The 18,226-nt window shown below is 64.4% G+C and carries 14 protein-coding genes; 6 read left to right on the top strand and 8 right to left on the bottom strand.

Features of this window, described 5'->3' with window-relative positions:
• The first annotated feature begins 124 nt into the window (after window positions 1-124).
• On the top strand, window positions 125-883 hold the full coding sequence (locus tag QMX83_RS13130) for a hypothetical protein (protein WP_234026164.1): 759 nt from the start codon (window positions 125-127) through the stop codon (window positions 881-883).
• 20 nt (window positions 884-903) lie between these two features.
• On the opposite strand, the gene QMX83_RS13125 is transcribed toward QMX83_RS13130, so the two are convergent.
• On the bottom strand, window positions 904-1,956 hold the full coding sequence (locus QMX83_RS13125) for a DNA-binding protein (protein WP_049432850.1): 1,053 nt from the start codon (window positions 1,954-1,956) through the stop codon (window positions 904-906).
• A 274-nt stretch (window positions 1,957-2,230) separates the two neighbouring features.
• On the opposite strand from QMX83_RS13125, the gene QMX83_RS13120 reads away from it, so the two are divergent.
• Together QMX83_RS13120 and QMX83_RS13115 are read left to right on the top strand one after the other, a co-directional pair.
• Window positions 2,231-3,811 (top strand): AAA family ATPase, encoded by a 1,581-nt coding sequence (locus tag QMX83_RS13120; RefSeq protein WP_282297078.1) that lies wholly within the window; start codon window positions 2,231-2,233, stop codon window positions 3,809-3,811.
• Between the two features lie 300 nt (window positions 3,812-4,111).
• Window positions 4,112-4,885 (top strand): UvrD-helicase domain-containing protein, encoded by a 774-nt coding sequence (locus QMX83_RS13115; protein WP_282297077.1) that lies wholly within the window; start codon window positions 4,112-4,114, stop codon window positions 4,883-4,885.
• Between the two features lie 15 nt (window positions 4,886-4,900).
• Here the strand turns inward: QMX83_RS13115 and QMX83_RS13110 are convergent, their stop codons facing one another.
• Genes QMX83_RS13110 through QMX83_RS13080 form a run of 7 tightly spaced genes read right to left on the bottom strand, consistent with a single transcriptional unit; the run spans window position 4,901 to window position 13,606 of the window.
• The gene (locus tag QMX83_RS13110) at window positions 4,901-5,176 is read right to left on the bottom strand and encodes a hypothetical protein (protein ID WP_019184735.1); all 276 of its coding nucleotides are present in this window, start codon (window positions 5,174-5,176) and stop codon (window positions 4,901-4,903) included.
• On the bottom strand, window positions 5,173-8,364 hold the full coding sequence (locus QMX83_RS13105) for a CusA/CzcA family heavy metal efflux RND transporter (RefSeq protein ID WP_019184736.1): 3,192 nt from the start codon (window positions 8,362-8,364) through the stop codon (window positions 5,173-5,175). Before QMX83_RS13105 ends, QMX83_RS13110 begins: the two co-directional genes overlap by 4 nt.
• A gap of 8 nt (window positions 8,365-8,372) precedes the next feature.
• Window positions 8,373-9,323: an efflux RND transporter periplasmic adaptor subunit gene (locus tag QMX83_RS13100; RefSeq protein WP_021201906.1), complete on the bottom strand. Its 951-nt coding sequence runs from the start codon at window positions 9,321-9,323 to the stop codon at window positions 8,373-8,375.
• Window positions 9,320-10,597, bottom strand: coding sequence for a TolC family protein (locus QMX83_RS13095; RefSeq protein ID WP_012480227.1), 1,278 nt, complete (start codon window positions 10,595-10,597; stop codon window positions 9,320-9,322). Before QMX83_RS13095 ends, QMX83_RS13100 begins: the two co-directional genes overlap by 4 nt.
• 55 nt (window positions 10,598-10,652) lie before the next feature.
• Entirely contained in the window at window positions 10,653-11,009 is a 357-nt protein-coding gene (locus QMX83_RS13090; RefSeq protein ID WP_012480228.1) for a hypothetical protein, read from the bottom strand.
• The gene (locus tag QMX83_RS13085) at window positions 11,006-11,623 is read right to left on the bottom strand and encodes a cation transporter (RefSeq protein ID WP_053449743.1); all 618 of its coding nucleotides are present in this window, start codon (window positions 11,621-11,623) and stop codon (window positions 11,006-11,008) included. The genes QMX83_RS13090 and QMX83_RS13085 overlap by 4 nt, the downstream gene beginning before the upstream one ends.
• Before the next feature lie 24 nt (window positions 11,624-11,647).
• On the bottom strand, window positions 11,648-13,606 hold the full coding sequence (locus QMX83_RS13080; RefSeq protein ID WP_021201907.1) for an FTR1 family protein: 1,959 nt from the start codon (window positions 13,604-13,606) through the stop codon (window positions 11,648-11,650).
• A gap of 90 nt (window positions 13,607-13,696) precedes the next feature.
• Between QMX83_RS13080 and QMX83_RS13075 the strand changes: the two genes are divergently transcribed.
• The 3 genes from QMX83_RS13075 to QMX83_RS13065 form a co-directional block, all read left to right on the top strand.
• Window positions 13,697-14,110, top strand: coding sequence for a helix-turn-helix domain-containing protein (locus QMX83_RS13075; protein WP_012480230.1), 414 nt, complete (start codon window positions 13,697-13,699; stop codon window positions 14,108-14,110).
• On the top strand, window positions 14,107-15,378 hold the full coding sequence (locus QMX83_RS13070) for a site-specific integrase (protein WP_080374912.1): 1,272 nt from the start codon (window positions 14,107-14,109) through the stop codon (window positions 15,376-15,378). The genes QMX83_RS13075 and QMX83_RS13070 overlap by 4 nt, the downstream gene beginning before the upstream one ends.
• A 24-nt stretch (window positions 15,379-15,402) precedes the next feature.
• Window positions 15,403-18,226 (top strand): Tn3 family transposase (locus tag QMX83_RS13065; RefSeq protein WP_282297076.1); only part of this gene is annotated, 2,824 nt, incomplete at its 3' end.

Here is an 18,226-nt window from a genome sequence, read left to right as displayed (position 1 = left end):
TAAGGATGGCGGATGTACCCAGCCTTGCATACTAATATATTCTTAGCTTTGAGGCAACCGGCGACACCGGTAGCGCCGCCCCCCCCCCCAGGAGCCACGCCGCTCCCTCATCCCCGGAAACCGCATGCCCGGAACCTCGTCAATGACGCCATCTGGGGTCGCCAGCATCGAGGAGTTGGGCCTTCGTGGCACCCTTTTCCTAGCCGCACTGTTAGCCGCGCAGCTACGACGCCTACCGGTGGCGCCCACACGCCGCTCCACCTTGCTGGTGCTGGACACGCTGCGAGACTTGGCCTTGATCCAAGTTCCCTGGCCAGCCGATCGATGGCAGATCCGCCCCGATGCCGAGGTCACGCCCATCGAAGATCTGCAATGGGCTTTCGCCTGGTCTACCCACGAGCGCAGGCACCTGCTCCCGGTGCTGGAAGACCAACTCGGCGATATGGCACACGATGTAGACTTGGCGGACGCGAAACTGGAGCTGTGGGATGAACTTGCACTCTGGGAGACCGAGCAGTTTCTGGAGCAGCAATTGCTCAAACATCACTTCGACCCAGGCTGGGCACGTGATGTGGGGTTCGTCTTTCAATCCGGACCGCGGGGCTTGCCGATCGCGCGGTGGCGTTACTGCTGCTGGGCGGCGGTACGCCAAGGTGCCTCGGTGGCGATGCGTCTTGGCGTGCACGACAGCGCCCATGTGCGGGAAGCCATCTTTCAGGAGGTCCAGAAGCGCCTGCGCTACCTGATGACCAGTTCGCCCGAGCAAGGCATGTTCAATCCCTATCATTTGGCACCGGAGTCCTCAGTAGCCAAACTGTTTGTAGATTGGGTCGTCCCTATGGAATGGGCGTACTGGACAGGTGAGCGCCACCCCAGCCGCTAGCAGACAAACGAGCAGCCTCGTCAGTCGGCTCCCCCATCTTGCGCATGGCCGCGCCGAGTTTTCTTCACCGCATTTTGTGCTGGCGTCAGTTGATTCAGTAGAGGCTCTAGCGCTTCAAGACGTGCATTGGCACGCAACGCATCGGCTTCAGCGCTCTCGCGGCGCTCACGCTCCCGCGCAAGGGTGTCTTGAACTTGAGCTAGCTCGTTGCGCATGGTATCCAAGGTCTTGGCGTCAGTCTTCCAGCGCTCCTGCAGTGCCAAATAGTCCGTCGCGGTCTGGCGCAACGCCACGACCTCGCTGTGTTGGCCTTCGTGGGCCTGTCGTAGCTGGGCAAGCTCACGCTCAATCCGCCCGTGGCGCTCCAGCCATTGACCATTGTCGCGGTTCAGCACCAACAGCTCCTGATTCTTCGCGCCCAAGGCTTCATTGGCCTGACGTAAGGCTACTTGCAGCTCTTGGACCTGATGCTCGTGACGGCGAAGCTCTTGCTCACGCTGCTCTTTGGTTGAAGTGCGGTAGTGCTCAAGCGCTTCCCGGGCATGGGCATGCTTGTCCTCCAGAGAACGCGTATGCGCCTCATGATCAGCCAGCCGCACCGTCATGCCAGCGATGCGCTCGTTCAACTGGGCGATTTCCGCGATCCTGTCACCTAGATTCTGTTGAAGGAGGGCGTGAGCAGCTTGCTCTTGGTGCAGGCTTGCTTCGGTGCGCTGCAGCCGACTGCTCAAGGCGGCAGCCTCCTCTTGGGCACCGGAAAGCGCCTGTTGCCGACTGTGGAGCTCAGCCTGATGGCGCTCACGCTCCTGGGTGAGGATGGACTCTGCTTCCTCCTGGAGCCGCGAGGCCAAGCGCGCAACCAAGTCCTGCAAAGCATCACTAACGGCTACCGTCCTCGCCGGACCGCCGCCTTCCTCTCCTTCCAGTTCACGCAAGTAGCGGTGGATCGTGGTCTTGGAGCCCGTGTTGCCCAAGGCCACTCGCACCGCGTCGACTGACGGCTTCTTGCGTTGGGCCAGCAGCGCGTCGCGCGCCTTCTGGACGTCACTCTTATAGAGTCCTGCGCGCGCCATCGTGCCACCTCACTTTATTTCGTAATGTATTACATACCATGTAATTACATACTATTAAAGCAGGTAGACGACCGCTCGTCGGCGAAAATAGTTATACGGGATAATATTGAATTATCCCGCGTAAGGCGGATTCTGACCCTTCCCGGCGTCCCAAGCAGTACGAAACCGCCCAGGGCCGGCGATCGCTGGGTAGTATGGCCCAGAGCGGAAAGGAGGCCAGCCAGGGTGCAGGCAGGCTCCGCCACCGAGCCCGTTGGCCATCAAAGGACTGTGCATGCCGATCGAACGTATCGTCATCGACAACTTCAAGTCGTTTCGCCATCTGGACCTGCCCCTCAATGCCCACATGAACCTGGTGGTGGGCGACAACGAGGTCGGTAAATCCACCCTGCTGGAGGCCATCCACGCGGTGGTCACCGGCCAGCTGCATGGGCGCAATCTTGCCTACGAGCTCACGCCCTACCTGTTCCACCAGCCCACGGTGCAGGAGTACTTGGGAGCGCTTGCCACGGGCACGCCGGCCTCGCCGCCACGGATCTCCATCGAAGCCTATCTGGGCGCCGACACCGCGCTGGCGTCGTTACGCGGCACCAACAACTCCCTGCGTCTGGATACCGCCGGCATCCGGCTGCTGGTCGAGCTCAACGACGACTACCGCGAGGAGTTCAACGCCTACCTGCAGCAGCACCAGGGCGCGGTCAGCCTGCCGGTGGAGTACTACACGGTGCGCTGGTACTCCTTCGCCAACAATGGCGTCACCGCCCGTAGTATTCCGTTCGACTCGACCATCATCGACACGCACGGCATCAAGACCTTGTCCGGTGCCGATCGCTATATCGCCGGCATCATCGAGCAGGCACTGACGCCTGCGCAGCGCGTCTCGCTGTCGCTGAGCTTCCGCCGCATGCGGCAGAGCTTTTCCGAAGAAGCGGATGTGGCAGCGATCAATGCCTACTTGACCGAGCACACCGGGGACATCAGCCACAGGGCATTGACGGTAGGCGTGGACACATCGCCGCGCTCAACGTGGGAAACCAGCCTGTCACCCTACCTGGATGAGCTCCCGTTCACCCAGGCCGGCAAGGGCGAGCAAAGCGCGGTGAAGATGAAGCTGGCGATGCACGCGGCCGGCGCGGCTCACGTGCTGCTGATCGAGGAGCCGGAGAACCATCTGTCCTATTCCAGCATGACCCAGCTGATCGACAAGATTGCGGCCTTCTCCACCGCCCAGCAGGTGATCATCGCCACCCACAGCAGCTTCGTGTTGAACAAGCTGGGCGTGGACAACGTGATCCTGTTCAGCGCGCAAGGCCAGATGAAGCTGGACCAGCTGCCCAGCGATACCCACGACTATTTCATGAAGCTGCCGGGCCACGACACGCTGCGGTTGATCCTGGCCAAGCAGGCGATCCTGGTGGAAGGCCCTTCCGACGAACTGATCGTGCAGCGTGCCTACAGTGACCATCACGGCGTGGCGCCGATGGCTCACGGCGTAGACATCATTTCGGTCAAGTCGTTGGCATTCAAACGCTTCTTGCAGATTGCCGATCGACTGAGGATTCAGGCCAAGGTGATCACCGACAACGACGGTGATATCGCAGTTGTGCAAGAGCGCTATGCCGAGCACATCAACGCGATCTATTACGATTCCGACGAGAGCGCCCCTTCGCTGGAAGAGCAGCTGATCAAAGCCAACTCGCTGGCCGAACTCAATACCGTGCTGGGCAAGGCCTTTGCCGATGAGGTGGCGCTGCTCAAGTACATGAAGGGCCATAAGACCGATACGGCCTTGGCGATTTTCAATAGCCCGCACTCGATCAGGTTCCCGGACTATGTCCAGCGTGCCATCACCTAACCGGGTCCTGCTCTCGGCAGCCGGCTCGGGCAAGACCACGTTGCTGGTCCGGCAGGCCTTGGAGCGACCTGGGCGCCGCATCGCGATTGTCACCTACACGCTGGAAAACCTGGAAGAGATCCGGCGCTCGTTTGAGGCCCACGCAGGCGCGGTCCCCGCGCATGTCACCTTGCACAGCTGGTATGGCTTTCTGCTGCGCCAGTGCATTCGCCCGTACCAGGCTGCGCTTTGCCCTGAGCCTCGCATCGAGACCATCCTGTTCGTAGAAGGTGTCCCAACAACCGCGCCCCACGCACCCAGGTGGCGCGCCACTACCTGGCGGGCAACCGGATGTATTCGGACCGAGCGGCCGATTTCGCTGTGCGCTGCGATGAGCTGACCCAAGGCCAGGTCGTGGCGCGATTGGCGGCGATGTACGACGAGCTCTACATCGACGAAGTCCAGGATCTGGCCGGCTTTGATCTGGATCTGGTCGAACGGCTGTTGAAGAGCGAGATTGCCATCACGTTGGTAGGCGATACGCGCCAAGCCACGTATGCCACCAACTATGCGCAAAGGTACAGCCAATACCGTGGTCCGAATCTGGCAGCGCTGTTTCAGATTTGGGAGGCCGACGGCTTATGCCGGCTGGATCACCGCCTCACCAGTCTGCGCTGCGTCCAGGCCCTGTGCGATATGGCTGACACGCTCTATCCGCAGATGCCGCGGACCCAATCAGGCAATGGCGAGGTCACCGGACACGATGGCATCTACCTCGTCGCTCCAGGGGATGTGGCCGCGTACATGCAGGAGTTCGCCCCCACCGTGCTCCGGCATGACCGGCGGCAGGCGTGCGACGGACTGCCGGCGGTGAACTTTGGGCAGTGCAAGGGCCGCACCTACAGTCGGGTCCTCATCTTTCCGAACGGGCCGTTGACGCAGTACCTGCGCACGGCCGATGCAGCGCGTATCACCGCGCCGCCGAAATACTACGTGGCCTTCACCCGGGCGCGGCAAAGCGTGGCCTTTGTGTATGCCGGCGCGTGCGCGTTGCCGGGTCATCAGCTCTATGCGCCTGCCAGCGCAGACGCATAGAGCCAGGGGCTGCGATCACATCTTCTTTAACGGCGCCGCGGTGGGCGGCGGCGGTACCGGGCCCGGGTCGTTGAAACACAGCATGATCTGATCGATGCCGAATTGATCGGCCAGGACCTGGGCAATCACAGCATGCACCAGGTCCAGGTCGACCGAGGGCGCCGCGACCGTGATGGTGGCCGCGATCGCACGGCCATGCTCACCGGCGACCAGGCGCAGGTCGTCCACCGCTTTCACGCCCGGGTCGGTAAACATCGCCGCACGGACCTGTTCCAGGTTGAGCTCGTTCATGGGGACTCCAAAGCAGTGCTACCGGCGCGGGGAGCTCGGTCGCGATGCAGCCAACGATAGAGCACCGGCAGCACCAACAAGGTCAATGCGGTGGATGAGACGATGCCGCCGATGACGACAGTGGCCAGCGGCCGCTGCACTTCCGAGCCAGCACCGACATTCAAGGCCATGGGTAGGAAGCCCAGCGAGGCTACCAGGGCGGTCATCAACACCGGTCGCAGGCGTCCAAGGGCGCCGTCGCGCACAGCGTCGTCTAGCGGATCGCCCTGTTCGCGCAGACGGCGGATGAAGGCGATCATGACCAGCCCGTTGAGTACGGCCACGCCCGACAGCGCGATGAAGCCCACGCCGGCAGAGATCGACAACGGAATCCCGCGCAGAGCCAGTGCCAGCACACCGCCGGTCAGCGCCAGCGGCACGCCACTGAACACAATGGCCGCATCCTTGGCCGAGCCGAAGGCCATGAATAGCAGAGCGAAGATCAACGCCAGTGTCACCGGAACGACCACGCCCAGGCGTTGGGTGGCCGAGATCAGCTGCTCGAAGGTGCCGCCGTAATCGATCCAGTAGCCCTCTGGAAGCGCGACATCCTGGCCGATGCGTGTGCGCAACTCGCCGACGAACCCGCCCAGATCGCGCTCGCGCACGTTGGCGGTGATCACCACGCGGCGCTTGCCGTTCTCGCGGTTGATCTGATTGGGCCCGCGCTCTACCTGGATCTTCGCCACTTCCCGCAGCGGCACCGTGCGAGGCCCCCCATTGGCGCCGGCGGCCAGACGGCTGGACTCATCGACACTGGTGCTTGCCGGCAGCGGAATGGGCAGATCTGCCAGCACAGCGGGGTCTTGGCGCTGCGCTTCGGGCAGGCGCACGACCAGGTCGAAGCGGCGGTCGCCCTCGATCAACTGGCCGGCAACACTGCCCCCAATGGCGGTGGCCACCGTTTCCTGCACATCGCCCGGGTTCAGGCCATACCGTGCCAATGCCGCCGGATCTGGCGTGATGGTCAGCAGCGGCAGGCCGGAGACCTGCTCGGCCTTGACGTCTTCGGCGCCGGGGACGCTACGCATGACCCGCTCGACCCGGCTGGCCAGGCGCGTCAACTGGTCAAGGTTGTCGCCGTAGACCTTGACCGCCACGTCCGAACGGACGCCGGAGATCAACTCGTTGGTGCGCATCTGGATGGGCTGGGTGAACTCGTAGTTGCTGCCCGGGATTTCCTTGGCCGCCGCCTCCAGCTCTTCCACCAGCTCGGCCTTGGGCTTGCGCGGGTCGGGCCACTGGTCGCGGGGCTTGAGCATCAGGAAGGTGTCGGCCATCGACGGCGGCATAGGATCGGTGGCCACCTCGGCGGTGCCGATCTTTGAGAAGATGTTGGCCACCTCCGGGAACTGGGCCAGGCGCTTCTCCAGCGTTTCCTGCATGGCCACCGACTGCTCCAAGCTGGTGCCGGGAATACGCATGGGCTGCAAGGTGATGTCGCCCTCATCCAGGCTCGGCACGAACTCCGAACCCAAGCGGGTGGCCAGCACGCCACAGCCCACCACCAGCACGGCCGCGCCGGCCAGCACCACCACGCGCCGACGCAGGGCCCAATCCAGCAGCGGCGTATAACGGGCACGCGACCAGCGCATCAGGCGGTTGTCGTGCTCAGCCACACGGCCGCGCAGGAAGCTGGCGATCGCCGCCGGCACGAAGGTCAGCGACAACACCATGGCGCCGGTCAGGGCCAGCACCACCGTGATCGCCATCGGGTGGAACATTTTTCCTTCTACCCCGGACAGCGCGAAGATCGGCAGGTAGACCGCGGCGATGATGCCCAGGCCAAACAGGCTGGGACGGATCACCTCGGCGGTGGCCGAGGCGGTCAGGTCATAGCGCTCTTCATCGTTGAGCTGGCGGCCCAGCGCGTGCTGCGCCTCGCCGAACCGGCGCAGACAGTTCTCGATGATGATCACCGCCCCGTCCACGATCAGGCCGAAGTCCAGCGCGCCCAGGCTCATCAGGTTGCCCGACACGCCGCCACGCACCATGCCGATGATGGTGAACAGCATCGCCAACGGGATCACCGCCGCGGTGATCAACGAGGCGCGCACATTGCCCAGCAGCAGGAACAGCACCACCACCACCAGCAGCGCGCCCTCGATCAGGTTCTTGGACACCGTGCCGATGGTGCGATCCACCAGCGCGGTGCGGTCATAGACGGCCTTGGCATGGACGCCGGCAGGCAGGCTGGCGTTGGCGGCATCCAGCTTGGCCGCGGCCGCCTGGGAGACTTCCCGGCTGTTGGCGCCGAACAACATGAAGGCGGTACCGACCACGACCTCGTGGCCATTCTGGGTGGCCGCGCCCGTGCGCAGCTCCTTGCCTTCGCCCACGCTAGCGACGTCGCGCACCCGAATGGGCACGCCATCGCGCCGGTCCAGCACGATGTTGCCGATTGCCTCCAGATTGGCTAGCTGGCCCGGCACGCGCACCAGGAACTGCTGTCCGTTGCGCTCGATGTAGCCGGCGCCGATGTTCTGGTTGTTGCGCATGACCGCGGCGACCACGTCGTTCAACGTGAAGCCCAGCGCCACCAACTGAGCTGGATCGGGAGTGATGTGGATCTGCCGCTCGAAGCCGCCGATGGTGTTGACCTCGGTGACGCCGGGCGTGGTGCGCAGCTGCGGCCGGATCACCCAGTCCTGCAGGGTGCGCAGGTCCGTGGCCGTGTACGGGGTGCCGTCGGGCTTGCGAGCGTTGGGCTCGGCCTCCACGGTGTACATGAAGATCTCGCCCAACCCGGTGGAGATCGGCCCCATTTCCGGGTCCAACCCTTCGGGAAGCTGGGAGGCGATCTGCTGCAGGCGCTCGGCGACCTGCTGGCGGGCAAAGTACAGGTCGGTGCCGTCCTTGAAGACGACGGTGACCTGCGAAAGCCCGTAGCGCGACAGCGAGCGGCTGTAGTCCAGCTTGGGCAGACCGGCCATGGCCGTTTCGATGGCAAAGGTGACCCGTTGTTCGGCCTCCAGCGGCGAGTAACCCGGGGCCTGGGTGTTGATCTGGACCTGGACGTTGGTGATGTCGGGTGTGGCGTCAATGGAAAGGTGACGGTAGCTCCACACGCCCAGCGCAACCAGCGCAGCGGTGAGCACTAGCGTCAGCCAGCGATGGCGGATGGACAGCCCAATGAGGCGTTCGAGCATGGCGGGCCTCATTCTTCTTCCACGGTGGACTTTTCGATGTCGGCCTTGATCAGGAAGCTTTGGGCCACCACCACCTGTTCACCGGCCTTGAGGCCTTCCAGCACTTCGGCGCGTTCGGCGTCGCGGCGCCCCAGCTTCACCGGCCGGGTGTGGTAGGTTTCGCCCTGCTGCACGTAGACCACGTCCTGGTCTTCTGCGGTCTGCAGCGCCGTGATCGGCACCACCAACGCTGCCGATTGGCGATCCACGGTGACCCGCGCCTTGACCGCCGACCCCGGCCGCCACAGGCCATCGGTGTTGGCCACCGTGCCGCGCGCAATGGTGCTTTGGCTGGCGGTGGCGGTGCCGGGCAGGACGCGCTCCAAGGTGGTCTGTGCGGTGACGCCATCGCTCAAGCGGGTAACCGTCACCGGCACGCCAGCACCGATGTGCTGGGCGTCGGCGCCGAAGATGTGCAGGTCCACCCACAGCGTGGACAGGTCGGCGACCTCAAACAGCGGCGCGCCCTCAGCGGCGGCCATGCCTACGGCGGCCGTGCGCGCCATGACCACGCCACTGATCGGCGCGGTGACGGTATAGGTGGTCAGGCTCAGGTTGCTCTCTACCGTGGCCAGTGCCTGGCCGGCCCGTACCTGATCACCCACGCCCGCACGCACGGAGCGGACCGGTCCGGGGAAGCGTGCCGTGACCTGCGCGATGCGACCGTCAATCGGGGTCAACAGCCCTTGCACCTCATGCTCGTCAGCAATCTCACCGGGGCCTGCCGGTGCGACCTGGATACCCGCTGCCTGCGCAGCTTTGGCGGCAATCTTGGTTTCCAGCGGCGCTTCCTCGTGCTCGCCGTGCTCTTCGCCCTCAGCGGCGGCGCCGCCTTCGGACGCTTCGTTGGGGGCCGACGCGTTGCAGGCGGCCAGCATCATCAGGGCCATGCCCAGTGCGGTCCAGGAAAAGCGATTCATGGGGTCTCTCCGGTGGAAGCAGCCGCCGGCGGCGCGACAAGCGCCTGGCCGGTCAGGCGTTGAATTTCGATCAGGGCGCGCTGCGCATCGAGCGCCACGTCCAGCTGCTGCTGGGCCATGGCCGTGCGTTCGGACTGCAGCTGTGCCCATTCCAGGTAGCTGATCGCGCCGGCGCGATAGGCGCGCTCGGCGGCCTGCTCAGCCCGGGCCAACTTCGGCAGCACCTCGCCTTGCAGCCGTGCCACCTCGGCCTGCGCCACGGTGTAGCGACCATGGGCTTCGACCAGCGTGGAATACAGCGACAGGCCCTTGGCCTCGCGCTCGATCGTCAGAACCTCCAGCTCGGCTTCGCCGGCGCGGATCTCCGGCTGCGCGCGGCTGCGGCTGCCCAGTGGCATGGACAGGCTGGCCACCAGCGCGGTGTCGTCAGTCTCCTGCAGGCGGCGCACGCCCAGCTGCCACGACAAGTCCGGCGAGGCCGCCGAACGCGCCAGCTGCAGTCGTGCCTGCGCGATCCGGCGGGCATCGGCAAACTGCGCCAACTCGGGAGTGCGCTCCAATTCCTCGGCCAGCGACTGCATGGACGCGATCGCCGGCAGGGTCATGGGATCCGCCGCGGCCACCTCGAAGCTCGGAGCACGTTCGCCCCAGAGGGCAGCAAGGTGCTGCCGGGCGGCAATGCGCTGCTGCTCGGCCCGATCACGGGTCAATTCTGCTCTCGCCAGTGCTGCTTGTGCGGTGAGCATCACCGATTCGGGAGACGCGCCAGCCTGCAGGCGCTGCCGGGCAGCGGCGACGGTCCGCTGGCGCTGGCCGACATCCATGTTCGCCAGGCTGCGTTGCCGGTCGGCACCGACAACGGCCAAATAGCGCTGCGCCGTCTCGGCGAGCAGGTCCAGCCGCCCGGTCTCGCGCTGCACGGCCAGTGCATCAATCCGGCTTTGGGCCAAGGTGCGGCGGGCGTCGAGCTTGCCGCCGCGCTCCAGGACCGAGCTCAGGCTCAAGGTCAACTCCGCGCTGTCCAGGCCACGGGCCGCGCCCGTGCCCAGCGCATTTTCAACCTCCGCCCCCAACGTCCACGGTGGCCGCTGCACGGCCTGGTCGCGCTCGGCAGCGAGCACCGTGGCTCGCGCATCGACCAGGCGCAGCTCGGGGTGGGTTTGGGCCACGCGTGCAAACGCGTCGTCCAAGGTCATCAGCTCTTCTGCTGTCGCCGGCGTTGCCGCCGCGCTCAACAGTAGCCACGCGGCCAGGGCCGCCAATCGCACATGCATGAAGTACTCCAGAATTTTCGATAGCCAACAGGGATCCGGCGCACGCCGGCGCGCATCACCCTGCGATCGGCGGCCGGAACGGCGCGAGCAGGTGCTCATGCCGATATCTGTCCGCATGGGCTGTCGCCGACGGCCAATGCCGGCCGATATGAGCAATGGCCAACACTATTTCTGGAGCCGGCGCGGCCTGGCTACAGCACAGCACCAGCTGCTGTAGCCGGTGCAGCGCGGCGTCTACGCCACGCTCGGAAGCTGGTGATGCCACTGCCGGGTCATGGTCGGCCGCGGCCAGATGGGTTTGAGCATGGAGCTCGCCAACCACTGCCAGCACCGGCTGCGTCACAAGGCCCACGGCCAAGTGCGCCAGCAGCAGCCAGCGCAGGCCACAGCTCAGCCGGCCAAGCGCTGTCATGCAGGCGTTTTGCGCGCGTCGGCACGCGCCCGGCGAGCATCACCCAAGATCTCGAAAGCCTCCTTGATCACATACAGGCCGATCAGGGCGCCGATCACGAAATCCGGGTAGGGGCTGGCCAGCCACCACACCAACAGGCCGGCCAGAATCACCCCAACGTTGGCCACCACATCGGCGCGGGTAAACAGCCAGGTCGCTCGCAGATGCACTTCGCCAGACTTCAAGGGGGCGAGCATACGGAGCACCTTCAGGTTCACGGCCAGCGAGACCAGAGCGGTACCGATCATCCAACCGCTGACCGGCTCGGCGCCGTACATCACCCGGCGGCCGACTTCGACCAGCACGCCTACGCCCAGCACCAGCAGCACGCTGCCACTGACCCACGCGGCGTTGGCCTTGAAGCGCGCCGTGCGCCCGATAGCGACCAGGCCAATGGCATAGGCGGTGGCGTCAGACAGCATGTCCAGCGCGTCAGCCAGCAGCCCGGTGGAATGGGCAATCCAGCCGGCAGTGCCGCCGATCACGGCCATCGCTGCATTCAGGACCAAGGCGATCCAGAGGATGCGTCGCTCCTCCTTGTTCTTGGCTTCGTGGTGGCACCCGCAATCACTCATGTCTTGGTCCTCTGCTGTGTTGTTTCATTGCTTGTTTGCGCCTGGCTGTCTACGCACACCGGAACGGGCATTGGCGAGGAACCCCACGATGGCGGCGGTGCCTACCAATACCTGCGCCAGCAGCGACTGCCAGGTGGGATACAGGCCGATCCACTCGATGCGCGGCAACGCGAGCGGTGTTTGAGAGATCCAGCCCGCTTCCTGCAACGCGGCCACGCCTTTACCGATCAGGATGACCGCCATCACCGCGATGAGAATCGAGCTGATCGAAAAGAACCGGCCAATCGGCAGCCGCCTGCTCATGCGCAGCATCCAGTACGCCACCGCAGCCAACACCGCGATTCCCGCCACCAGGCCTGCGAGGATGGCGGTGGACGCCTGATCGCTCCACATCGCGATGTAGAACAAGATCGTCTCAAACACCTCGCGGTACACCGCGACAAAGGCCAGCATGAACAGGAAAACAGCCGAGCGCCGTGTCAGCGCAGTCGTCAGCTTGGCGTGCAGGTACTCCTGCCACCGCCCTGCAAGGCTCTTTTGGTGCATCCAGATGCCTACGCTGAGCAGGACAGCGGCAGCGAACAAGGCCGAGACGCCCTCAGTGACTTCCCGGTTCGCACCGCTGATATCAACAAAGTAAGTGGCCACTGCCCAGGTAGCTGCGCCTGCCAACAACGCGCAGATCCAACCCGCATGCACATACGGCAACACATCAGACCGCTCGGCTTTACGCAAGAACGCCACGATACCAATCACGATCAGCAGCGCTTCCAGTCCTTCGCGTACCAAGATGGTAAAGCTGCCTAGAAACGCGGTGCTGGCGCCTATTCGGGTGTCCTGCAGCGCCACGTCCGCGCGATCAAACAGCTGGGCAATTTGCGCTGCCTGCCCGGCAACGTCAGCCGCGGGCGCATGCTGATCCAGCTGCGCGCGGTAGCCTGCCATGGCCGTCTCGATCTCTCGCAGCAATGACGGATTGCGCGTGGCCAGCGTGGGTTCAAGCGGCTCTACACCATCCAGATAGGACGAGAGCGCAAGCTTTTTGGCTTGAGCCAGGTCCTCATCAGCGTAAGCGCGCTGGCTGGCGGCCAGTCGCTGCCGCGCCACCGCAAAGCGATCGGCTCCTGGTACCGCTTCGTTTACTGCCTGTGGCTGCGAACGCAGGTAGGCGATGATCGCGTTTGCCTGATCGGCGGGCATCGTGGTGGCAAGATCGGCCTCTCGCGTGCGTGTCAGCGCTTCGAGCGAGGGAATGTGCGTATGGGCCTCGGCACTGGTGCGCCATAACGCCTCACCTTGAGCCTTGGCTTGCGAGGAGTACCCCAAGCTGCCCACATAGAATGCCAACGCCCAGCGATCACTTTCTGACAGCCCAGAGAAGCTGACCATGCCGGTACCCGGCACACCCTGGGAAATGACCTCGTACAACGACAGCGGCGTTCGCTGCGCGGCGCGAGTGGCATCGGTGAACGCGATCGGCGGCGGACTTAACGCTTGCGCGGCGGGGCCATCACCGTGACCTGTGGGGCCGTGACAGGCCGCGCACTGCTGGCTGTAGATGGACGCGGCCTGGGAGGTCTTCGGCGCGCTCGCCGGAACAGCGCCGATCGGGTAGCGGGCCAACAGCGTCGTGCCGAGCCCGCGCGCCAACGTTGCCACTTGCGCCGGGTCGGCCTTCTCTGCCACCGCCTGGACCAGGCGGTCGGCCTGGGCCGTCAGCTCCTGCTGGTTCTGGCCACCGGGCAATGCTGCCAGCTGACTGCGCACGGCGCCGGCAAACTCGCTCATTTCGGCGTATTCGTTGGGGGCAATTACGCGACCGGCCTGGACCGCGCCGGGGTAGTCGACCGCGATGTAATCGAGCATCTGCCAGGTTTGGCGCAGGTCTGCTGCGGCAGGCTCCGCCTGAGCAGAAGCGGGCAGAACCCAGCCGATCAGCAAGGCAATCAGGCAGTAGCGAATCAAGGCGATGGGCAGTGGCATGGTCGTCACATGCAGCGCCGCGGCCGGAGTGGCGGCGGATACGGGTTCAGCGTAAAGTCCGTAGCTACTACGGAGTCAAGCGTACTACGAATGAAAATCAGTGAGGCTGCCGACGCCAGCGGATGCCACTTGGAGACGATTCGCTATTACGAGCGGATCGGGTTGCTGCCGCGCCCGGGGCGCACGGGCAACGGCTACCGGGTCTATGGCCCGGCCGACATCGAGCGGCTGCGCTTCATTGCGCGTGGCCGGGACCTGGGCTTCAGCCTGGAGGAGGTCCGCAGCCTGCTGCAGCTGGCCGGCGATGAGGAGCTTTCGTGCGGGGACGTGGACCGGTTGGCCCGCAGCCATCTGGCCGACGTGCGCGCCCGCATGGCCGACCTGCAGCGCATGGCCAGCGAGCTGGAACGGGTGATTGCCAGTTGCCATGGCGGGCAGCGGGCGGAATGCACCATCCTGTCGACGCTGCGCCAGACGACCTCGGTGGAGGCCACGCGCCAGTGACCGAACTGGACCGCTACCTCGATGCGGCCACGCGCCAGAACACGGTGCGCAGCTATGCGTCGGCGCTGCGGCACTTCGAGGTTGAATGGCAAGGCCACCTCCCAGCGACACCTGAAAGCGTGGCCCGGTACCTGGCCGCTTATGCGCAGACCTTGGCGACCAGCACCCTCCGCCAACGTCTGGCGGCCATCGCCTCTTGGCACCGCGACCACGGCTTTGTCGACCCGACCCGATCGCCGCTGGTGCGCAAGGTGCTCAAAGGCATCCAGACCCTGCACCCGGGCCAGGTCAAGCAAGCCGCGCCGCTCCAGATTCGGCGGCTGGTCGAGCTCGATGACTGGCTGGCCGCGGCGATCGCTGCGGCACATGCCCGGGGCGATGGGCCGGCGGCGCTGCGCCATCAACGAGACCGAGCGCTGGTGCTGCTCGGGTTCTGGCGGGGATTCCGTGGCGATGAACTGCTGCGTCTGGACGTGGCCCATCTCACGCTGGTGCCGGGACAGGGGATGACCTGCTTCTTGCCACGCAGCAAGGGTGATCGCCAGGCAGCCGGCGTCACCTACAAGGTGCCGGCGCTGTCGCGGTTATGTCCGGTGGAGGCGACCCAGGCGTGGCTGCAGGCGGCCGACCTGCAAGAAGGGCCGGTGTTTCGGGCAGTCAACCAATGGGGCCAGGTGAGCGCCGAAGGCCTGCATCCCAACAGCTTGGTGCGCCTGCTGCGCGAGTTGCTGACCAGTGCCGGCTTTGCCGATGCGGGGCTCCACAGCAGCCATTCGTTGCGCCGCGGCTTTGCCAGCTGGGCCAACGACCAAGGCTGGGACATGAAGGCCTTGATGGAGTACGTGGGCTGGCGCGATGTGCAGTCGGCCATGCGTTACCTGGACGGGCGTGACCCGTTTGCCCGGGACCGCATTGAAGCAAGCCTGCCCAGTCCAACCGTGCCGGTACCGGCGATGGCACTGCCGGCGCCGGAGGGCAAATCGGCCCTGCAGCTGCGCCTGCGCATGGTGCTGACCCCGTTTGCCCGCACGGGCCGCGGCGCGGCCAAGGCCCGAGGCCGAATTGAAGAGATCTGCTTGGCCCCGTTCCAGGCTGTGCGCCTGAACACCGCCAGCAGCGAGTACCAGTTGACTGCTCCCACCGATCCCGAAAGGGATCTGGATGAAATCCTGGCCACGTTGCTCGATGACATGCACCGCATGGCCGATACGCACCAGTGCTTCCTGGAAGCGTCGCTCAGTACAGACGACGGCCGGCACTGGGACTGATCCCCCTCACACCCTCCGGATCCAATGGCTACCCTTCACGAGACCGCCTACCCGCGACTGAAGCCTGATCCCACCGCCAAGGAACTGGAGGAGATCTATACCCCGACCGCCGCTGAGATTGCATTCGCCAAGCAGCTGACCACCCAGCCGGGTCCGCAGCTGGCGGTACTGATTCATCTCAAGCTCTTCCAACGCTTGGGCTACTTCACGCTGTTGGCCGACGTACCCGAGCGGATCCGGAAGCACATCGCCAAGGCCGCCCGACTCGGGCGCGTATTGGACACCGACCAGCTCGAACGCTACGACGCTTCCGGCAGCCAGCGCCGGCATATGCCGCAGCTTCGGCAATTCATCGGGGTACGTCCCCTGGATAAATCGGGCTTGGCTTGGCTGGACACAGTGGCCACCGGAGCAGCCCAGACCAAGCACACCATCCCGGACATCGTGAACGTCCTGCTCGAAGAGCTGGTGCACCATCGCTACGAACTGCCCGGTTTCCGCACTCTGGAGCTGGCCGCCATCGGCGCCCGTGAGCGGGTCAATCTGGGCTACTACCGCAGCATCAGCCACGCGCTGACGCCTGCCACGCGCACGCTCATCGACGAACTGCTGCGCGCACCGGAAGGGTCCAGGTTCACCGGCTGGCAATCACTCAAGCGCGAGCCCGGCCGGCCCACCAACAAGGAAGTTCGGTTCTACCTGCAGCACATCCGCATGCTGCAGCAGTTGGCCGACCAGCTGCCTCCCATCGATGTGCCGGTGCCCAAGCTCAAGCAGTTCCGTGCAATGGCTCGGGCCTATGACGCCAGCGAGCTGGCCGAACTGGCTCCGGACAAGCGCTATGCGCTGGCCACCATCTTCATTCGCGCCCAGCATGCCAAGACACTGGATGATGCAGCCGAGTTGTTCATCAAGCAGGTGCGCGGGCTGGAGAACACGGCCCAGCAGAAATTGCTGGCCTACCAGCTCGAACATGCCAAACGGGCCGACTTCCTCATCGGCCAGCTCAAGGAAATCCTGCAGGCCTATCAGCTAGACGGCAGCGATAGTCAGCGCGTGGATGCCATCGACAACAGCCTGGAAGCGGAAGTGTCGACCTTGCTGGCCGAATGCGAAGAACATATGGCCTACGCCGGGAAGAACTACCTGCCTTTCATGCTGCAGCCCTATGGCGCGGTCAGGCCGCTGCTGTTCAATGGGCTGGAGCTGATGAAACTTCGGGCGACCAGCCACGACGCCGGCATGGAGCCGCTGATCGCAGCGGTGCTCTCGCTGCGCAACCAGCGCCGTGAGCTGATCGAGGTCGCCTCCCTCGGTTTGGACCCGGAAAAGGACTTTGACTGGATGTCCAAGCTCTGGTGTCAGCACGTGTTCGGCAAGCGGGCCAGTGCAGCCGGCGCCGGCTGGATGCACCGTAAGTACTTCGAGCTGGCCGTGCTGGTGCAGGTCAAGGACGAACTGAAGTCCGGAGATCTCTTCATTCCCAGCAGCGAACGGTTTGATGACTACCGTGAGCAGCTGGTCGATGAAGCCACCTTGGCCCAGGAACTGGAAGCCTACGGCCAGGTGTCAGGCCTGCCCACCGACGCCGAGTCTTTCGTGGCGGGATTACGTGCACAACTGACCTCCCTGGCCGATGAGGTCGACGCGCGTTTCCCGGAGAACGTACATGCGGACATCCTGGATGGGCGCCTGGTGCTGCGGAAGGGGCAACGCGCCGAAGTCTCCAGCGCGATTACCACGGTGGATCGCCTCATCGCCGAACGGCTTCCAGAATCCAGCATCGTCGATGTCCTGATCGATGCCAGCCAATGGCTGGATCTGCACCGTTTCTTCCGCCCGATCGCCGGCACCGAGAGCCAGGTCGAAGATCTGCCCCGACGTGTGATCACCACGCTATTCTGCTACGGCTGCAACCTGGGGCCGACGCAGACGGCGCGGTCGATCAAGGGCTTCAGCCGGCGCCAAGTCGCTTGGCTCAACCTGAAATACGTGACCGAGGATGTGCTTGAGAAGGCCATCGTGGAGGTCATCAATACCTACAACAAATTCGACCTGCCTGGCTATTGGGGCGCCGGCAAGAGCGCATCAGCTGATGGCACGAAGTGGAGCGTCTACGAGGACAACCTGCTGTCGGAGTATCACATCCGCTACGGCGGCTACGGTGGCATCGGCTACTACCACGTGTCCGACAAATACGTAGCGCTGTTCAGCCACTTCATTCCCTGTGGCGTGCACGAGGGCATCTACATCCTCGACGGTCTGTTGGCCAACACTTCCGACATCCAGCCTGAGATCGTCCATGGCGACACGCAGGCCCAAAGCTATCCGGTCTTCGGCCTGGCCCACATGCTGGGCATCCAGCTGATGCCCCGGATCCGGAACATCAAGGACCTGACATTCTTTCGGCCCGAACCGGGTAGGGCTTATAAGAACATCCAGGCACTGTTCGGGGACAGCATCGACTGGCAACTGATCGCCACCCATCTCCACGACATGCTGCGGGTGGTGATCTCAATCCGATTGGGCAAGATCACCGCGTCCTCGATCCTGCGCCGGCTGGGCACCTACAGCCGGAAGAACAAGCTGTACTTCGCCTTCCGGGAACTTGGCAAGGCCGTTCGAACGCTGTTCTTGCTGCGCTACATTGATGACAATGAGATCCGCAAAACGATCCATGCTGCCACCAACAAGAGCGAGGAATACAACGGCTTCGTGAAATGGGTGTTCTTTGGCAGCCAGGGGATCATTGCTGAGAACGTCCAACACGAGCAGCGCAAGATCATCAAGTACAGCCAGCTGGTGGCCAACATGATCATCCTCCACAACGTGGAAGGCATGAGCCGGA

The organism is Stenotrophomonas sp. PS02289 (assembly GCF_029960115.1).
GTDB lineage: Bacteria > Pseudomonadota > Gammaproteobacteria > Xanthomonadales > Xanthomonadaceae > Stenotrophomonas.
Note: the sequence above shows the minus strand (reverse complement) of the source record. Positions and strands in the feature narration are given on the sequence as shown.

Coding starts and splice junctions, on each gene's coding strand:
- QMX83_RS13130 (WP_234026164.1), top strand. CDS start 125: ATGCCCGGAACCTCGTCAATGACGCCATCTGGGGTCGCCAGCATCGAG.
- QMX83_RS13125 (WP_049432850.1), bottom strand. CDS start 1,956: ATGGCGCGCGCAGGACTCTATAAGAGTGACGTCCAGAAGGCGCGCGAC.
- QMX83_RS13120 (WP_282297078.1), top strand. CDS start 2,231: ATGCCGATCGAACGTATCGTCATCGACAACTTCAAGTCGTTTCGCCAT.
- QMX83_RS13110 (WP_019184735.1), bottom strand. CDS start 5,176: ATGAACGAGCTCAACCTGGAACAGGTCCGTGCGGCGATGTTTACCGAC.
- QMX83_RS13105 (WP_019184736.1), bottom strand. CDS start 8,364: ATGCTCGAACGCCTCATTGGGCTGTCCATCCGCCATCGCTGGCTGACG.
- QMX83_RS13100 (WP_021201906.1), bottom strand. CDS start 9,323: ATGAATCGCTTTTCCTGGACCGCACTGGGCATGGCCCTGATGATGCTG.
- QMX83_RS13095 (WP_012480227.1), bottom strand. CDS start 10,597: ATGCATGTGCGATTGGCGGCCCTGGCCGCGTGGCTACTGTTGAGCGCG.
- QMX83_RS13090 (WP_012480228.1), bottom strand. CDS start 11,009: ATGACAGCGCTTGGCCGGCTGAGCTGTGGCCTGCGCTGGCTGCTGCTG.
- QMX83_RS13085 (WP_053449743.1), bottom strand. CDS start 11,623: ATGAGTGATTGCGGGTGCCACCACGAAGCCAAGAACAAGGAGGAGCGA.
- QMX83_RS13080 (WP_021201907.1), bottom strand. CDS start 13,606: ATGCCACTGCCCATCGCCTTGATTCGCTACTGCCTGATTGCCTTGCTG.
- QMX83_RS13075 (WP_012480230.1), top strand. CDS start 13,697: ATGAAAATCAGTGAGGCTGCCGACGCCAGCGGATGCCACTTGGAGACG.